General features: G+C 45.8%; 4 protein-coding genes. 2 read left to right on the top strand and 2 right to left on the bottom strand.

Annotation, left to right across the window (positions count from 1 at the left end; all coding sequences use genetic code 11):
- Positions 1 to 107: 107 nt before the first annotated feature.
- Positions 108 to 1,010: a helix-turn-helix domain-containing protein gene (locus QTN95_RS19585; RefSeq protein ID WP_331418677.1), complete on the bottom strand. Its 903-nt coding sequence runs from the start codon at positions 1,008 to 1,010 to the stop codon at positions 108 to 110.
- 141 nt (positions 1,011 to 1,151) lie between these two features.
- On the opposite strand from QTN95_RS19585, the gene QTN95_RS19580 reads away from it, so the two are divergent.
- The gene (locus tag QTN95_RS19580; RefSeq protein ID WP_331418676.1) at positions 1,152 to 3,941 is read left to right on the top strand and encodes a glycoside hydrolase family 3 protein; all 2,790 of its coding nucleotides are present in this window, start codon (positions 1,152 to 1,154) and stop codon (positions 3,939 to 3,941) included.
- Between the two features lie 89 nt (positions 3,942 to 4,030).
- Here the strand turns inward: QTN95_RS19580 and rarD are convergent, their stop codons facing one another.
- Positions 4,031 to 4,960: an EamA family transporter RarD gene (rarD, locus tag QTN95_RS19575; RefSeq protein ID WP_331418674.1), complete on the bottom strand. Its 930-nt coding sequence runs from the start codon at positions 4,958 to 4,960 to the stop codon at positions 4,031 to 4,033.
- Positions 4,961 to 5,153: 193 nt separating this feature from the next.
- On the opposite strand from rarD, the gene QTN95_RS19570 reads away from it, so the two are divergent.
- A complete protein-coding gene (locus tag QTN95_RS19570; RefSeq protein ID WP_331418673.1) occupies positions 5,154 to 5,297 on the top strand; it encodes a hypothetical protein in 144 nt (47 codons plus the stop codon).
- Positions 5,298 to 5,427: the final 130 nt, after the last annotated feature.

Here is a 5,427-nt window from a genome sequence, read left to right as displayed (position 1 = left end):
GACTTTACGATCTGAAAGCCTTCCCAGAATGACAATAGGAAAGTATTATTCGGCATGAAAACGGTAGTTTGTGTAGGTTTTGTTTGGCGATAAAACTCTATCACTTTCTACCGTTTTTGTTTTGAGTTCCCGCTTATCCGCGATGAACCTTTTTTTATTTCTTCTCTTGGGGTCGTCAAGTAACGCTGCTTGTAGCATTTAGAAAAGTAGTTACTGTCACTGAACCCGCACGACTCTGATATTGTCTGCACGGAAGTGAGTTTCTCTTCAACAATCAGGTTATGTGCGTAACTTAACTGGAGTTGGCGGACATAGTGATTGGGCGAAGTGTCTAAATAGTGTTTAAACAACCTTTCTAACTGGCGCTGACTAATAAAAGCCGCTTGCGCGATCTGCTCCGGAGTGAGCTCGCTGCGGGTATAGTTTTGTTCGATAAACACCATAGCCCGACTCAGCGCTAACGTTGTTTTTGGTGCGTCTTGTTGCTGCTGAGCGTAGATTCTTGCCAAGGTAATAATCAGTTGCTGCATTAAGCTACTGATCATTACTTCAAAACCCGGTGGCGCGACTTGGTATTCGGATCGTATCGACTCCAACATTTGTTGGACAGTAGTGAGTTGAGATTGATTGAGAGTCAACTTGGCACTGTATTCTGAGGTCTGTCTCGCTAAAGGTTCTATCTTAAATAGTGTTTGGTAGCCAGCAAGAACGCGCATAGAGGGTTGTTCAAAGAAGGGGGCTGAAGCGTCAAACATCAGATTGATCAGTTTTAGTCCGCTAACGTCTTTAAAGCCATGCTCAGTTTCACCATTAATGACAAACACATCTCCAACACTTAACGGATATTCGAAGTCAGCAACCAAGTGTTTACCACTCCCTTCTAAAACCAGAAACAGCTCTGAAAAGTCGTGTTTGTGAAGTGCGAAGTCGGTTTGGTGGTCTCCATCGACAAAAGCGAAATTCAGGTGTTGATGACGCTGATGTGAGCGTAGACGATATCGAGTAGTCATGTCGCTATTTTCCTTTTTTGTGTCGCTATATTGGGAGATTAGCGAATTCAATCAGCATACTATTTTTGTTATCAGAAACACAGTGGGTCGTTCAGAGCAGAGACCCAAAAGTGACATCCCAAACTTAACATGTGGTTGATTATGCAAAACAGTCAAATAACACAAGCTCAAATGAATTTGGTTCCGGTTAGCCGTCAGGCTGCAACCGAAGGTATCGTATTACTCAAAAATGAACAGCAAGCTTTGCCGCTGATGGTGCAGGACACGGTCTCCCTGTTTGGTCGTTGCCAAATCAATACGTATCGCAGTGGAACAGGTTCAGGTGGGGCTGTGAATGTTCCGTATGCGATCAGTGCGTTGGATGGGATCGCCTCCAATCCTGCGATCTCATACAACCAAGAATTAGCGCAGCTTTATCGTAACTGGGTTGCAGACCATCCATTTGACGATGGTGGTGGTGGCTGGGCCGCTGAACCTTGGTTCCAACAGGAAATGCCACTCAATGATGAGCTGGTGCGAACGGCGGCGCAACAATCGAACAAAGCGATTGTCTTTATTGGTCGTACTGCGGGTGAAGACCAGGACAATCAAGACTTAGCAGGCAGTTACCGTTTAACCGAGCTCGAACAGCAAATGATCACTTTCGTCTGTCGTCATTTTGAGTGCGTGATTGTGGTGATGAACGTGACCAACATCATCGATATGTCATGGCTGGAGACGATTCAAGGGTGTCAGTCCATCAGAGCGGTGATGTATAGCTGGGCGGCTGGTATGGAGGCAGGTGATGCACTGGCCGATGTACTGTCGGGTGCTGAATCACCAAGTGGTCGACTGAGCGATACCATCGCCTACCGTATTGAGGACTATCCATCGACACGTAACTTCGGTGATCGAACGCGTAACGTTTACCAGGAAGACATCTATGTTGGTTATCGCTACTTCGAAACGTTCGCACCTGAGAAAGTACAGTTCGAATTCGGTGCTGGTCTGTCCTACAGTGACTTCACGCAAGTGTTGGTTGGATATCGTGTTGAAGGACAAGGTTCAGAGACTCAGCTACTGTTCGAGATTGAAGTAACTAATACGGGGCCAGTCCATGCGGGTAAAGAGGTTGTTCAGCTCTATGTAGAGGCTCCACAAGGCTTATTAGGTAAGCCAAGACGAACACTGGTTGCGTTTGCTAAAACTCGTAAACTGGCAGCCAAACAATCTCAACTAATGACGATTAGCCTTCCTCTCTCTCAACTGGCCAGTTATGACGATAGTGGTGTCACTGGCAACAGAAACTGTTACCTACTCGAAGCAGGGGAGTACAACTTTTATCTTGGTGGTAGCGTTCGTCAAGCTAAACCACTAGACGCGTGTTTTTCTCTGGAGGAACTATTTGTCACTGAACGCTTACAGGAAGCTTGTGCGCCGATATTGCCATTTGAGCGAATGAAGCCAACAAGTCCGGACGAGCGGGGCTGTTTTCAGCTCGGCTTTGAATCTGTTCCACAACGTACAGTCGATATGGCAGCCCGAATCTCAACCAATATGCCGGATGAACTTAAATACACCGGCGATGTTGGCGTGAAGTTAGCTGATGTCAAATCTGGACAGGCAAGTCTGGAGGCATTTGTTGCTCAGATGACGGTGGAGCAAATGGCGACTATGGTACGTGGCGAAGGTATGTGCAGTCCTAAGGTGACACCAGGAACCGCTGCTGCGTTTGGTGGTGTTTCGGCCAGCCTGTTTCATCTTGGTATACCTATTGCCGCAGCAGCGGATGGACCTTCTGGTATTCGTATGGATAGTGGTCATAAAGCGACTCAGGTACCGATTGGTACTTTGTTGGGATGTACTTGGAACAACGAACTAAATGAACAACTGTTTTACCTGATTGGTCAAGAGTTAAGCGCAAATCATATTGATACGCTACTTGGTCCAGGCATCAATATTCATCGTCATCCACTAAATGGGCGTAACTTCGAGTATTTCTCTGAAGACCCGTATTTGACTGGAATGATCGCATCGGCTCAAACTCGAGGTTTGAGCCGGGCTGGTGTATCAGGAACCATAAAACACTATGCTGCCAACGATCAAGAAACCGCAAGGGTAGATGTGGACAGCATCATATCGCAACGAGCAATACGTGAAGTGCACGTTAAACCGTTTGAAATGGCGGTTAAGCAGGGTAAGGCAAGCACGATCATGACCTCATATAATCCGGTCAACGGTCACTGGGCGGCGTCCAATTACGATCTGAACACCACACTATTACGAAACGAATGGGGTTTCTGCGGTATTGTGATGACAGACTGGTGGGCTAAGATGAACGATCCGATTTCTGGTGGTGTTGAAGCTAAAACCTTCACTTCACATATGCTCAAGGCGCAGAACGACCTTTATATGGTGGTCGAGAATGATGGCGCTGAAAACAACGCAATGCAGGATGACACCTTGGAAGCCATCGAGTCAGGAAGGTTGACACTGGCGGAACTGCAACGCAGCGCGGTGAATATCTGTCGTTTTATCTTGGATACGCCAGCGATGGCGAGACCCTTGCAGGCGTATCAGCCAATAAAGCCGTTTATTGCTCGAAAGATAACGGGCACTGATCGGGTTTATATGACTGACGGTGCAATCACGCTTAATACCTCAGTCAACGTATCGTTTGATATTGAGGTGAAAACGGAGGGGGTATACCAGTGCCAAGCTGTTATGAGTTATGAACGGGATTCTACGGCTCAATCTTCCTGTAGCCTTGCGATAAATGATCAGTTCAGTATGAGTTTTTCAATCCATGGTACACAAGGCCACCTCGTGTCGGTTGATGGTCTTAAAGTTCAGTTGGAGAAAGGTTTCTATACCCTGTCGGTGGATTTTGTAAAGGCCGGCGCGAAAATCGAGACTTTCTATATCACGCAGCAATCGTCTGCAATTGAGTGAGTGGTTAGATAGGATTCATAGCTTGGCGAACTTTTGATCGCGTTGCGGGTGATGGTGTTGTGAATACGCAATAGATGCGTTCTACACTATTACCGTTTTATCCGAATATTTTTCAGCCGTTTGTGACTGTCCGTAATCAAGGCGATTAAGGCGCACATAATAAACAAGTAAGTGGGAACTTCTTGCAGGGTTATGGTGCTGCCAATCAATAAACCTACGATAAAGATAAAGGTTGGTTCAACATAGCCAAGCAGGCCAAAAAGAGACACTGGAAGCTTAGTGTAGGCATAGAGGTAGAGCAACATCGGTGTTACAGAAACCGCCGCTAAACCGAAGTAGTAGAGATGCGTAGTGGTTGGCAATTCAGTGATGTATTGTGCTGGATAGAGATAGAACATCGCTAGCATGGCAAACGGAAACAAGATGATGTGGTCTACCGCCAGACCGATATCTGCGGGAAGCTGGATAGATTTTCGATTGATAAAGTAAAACGGGTATCCAAGAGCGACAACCATAACTACCCACGAGACGCCAGAAGAGAGAGCATATGCCCAGATAGTGCCAAATAGAGCAAATAAACAGGCGACTTTTTGCAGACGTGTGAGGCTCTCTTTATAGACAAACCGCCCAATCAACACCATGACTATCGGCAGTGTAAAGTAGCCGAGAGCGAGGTTAAGCGTTTCGCCATTTGCTGGAGCCCAGACAAATAGCCAATATTGAGGTGCCACTAAAACAGCGGATAACAAGTAATTTAACCACATGTTTCGTGCTTTTAATGCCGAGATAAGCAGTGGCAATCGCTTGGTAAATAACAGCAATAGTGCAAACAACAGCGTGCTCCAAATGATTCGCTGAACCGCTAGCCAGTGGCTCTCTCCTCCAGAGATTAAACTCGTAGCCATTTCTGGTTGCAGTTGGACATAAGCAGGGATGGTTGCAAACAGCAAAGAGGATAAGACGGACGCTGAAACGCCTTTGGTTTGCTCGGAAGCCAAATGATGGTATTTATTAAACATGACGCTGAAATTTGCTGTTGAACTATCTGCCGCTACTTTGGCTGTATTACTTTAAAGTGGCAAGTAAAAACAGCACCTTATGAGAAAATAGAAGGTGTTATTTTTCGCAGGTTAGATATAGATAGTCAAACGAATCATGGCAGTGATGATATCGCAGTGATATGTTGAGTACTCATTGAACAAGGAGTGTAAATTGAATATTACCGTTTTGGATGCCTATCAGGATGTGGTCAAAAGCTTAGAGTGTTTTAAGCTCCTTACTGAGCATGATGTAACCGTTTTTAGTCAGAGTTACTCCGAAGATGAACTGGCGGTCAAGCTAAATAACTGTTCCTAAATATAGATCACTGGTTTGTAGAAAAAGAAGGGAACTCGGTACCGTTTGAGCGATCTGATCAGTCGCCAAACATACAAACCTACAACCGTTACCGAGTTCTCATGATTCTAACATTACCTGACCGCGCAGA

The organism is Vibrio sp. M260112, from assembly GCF_036533775.1.
Lineage (GTDB): Bacteria > Pseudomonadota > Gammaproteobacteria > Enterobacterales > Vibrionaceae > Vibrio.
Note: the sequence above shows the minus strand (reverse complement) of the source record. Positions and strands in the feature narration are given on the sequence as shown.

Excerpts from the sequence above, each read along its gene's own strand:
- rarD (WP_331418674.1), bottom strand. The coding sequence starts at position 4,960 with ATGTTTAATAAATACCATCATTTGGCTTCCGAGCAAACCAAAGGCGTT.
- QTN95_RS19580 (WP_331418676.1), top strand. The coding sequence starts at position 1,152 with ATGCAAAACAGTCAAATAACACAAGCTCAAATGAATTTGGTTCCGGTT.
- QTN95_RS19585 (WP_331418677.1), bottom strand. The coding sequence starts at position 1,010 with ATGACTACTCGATATCGTCTACGCTCACATCAGCGTCATCAACACCTG.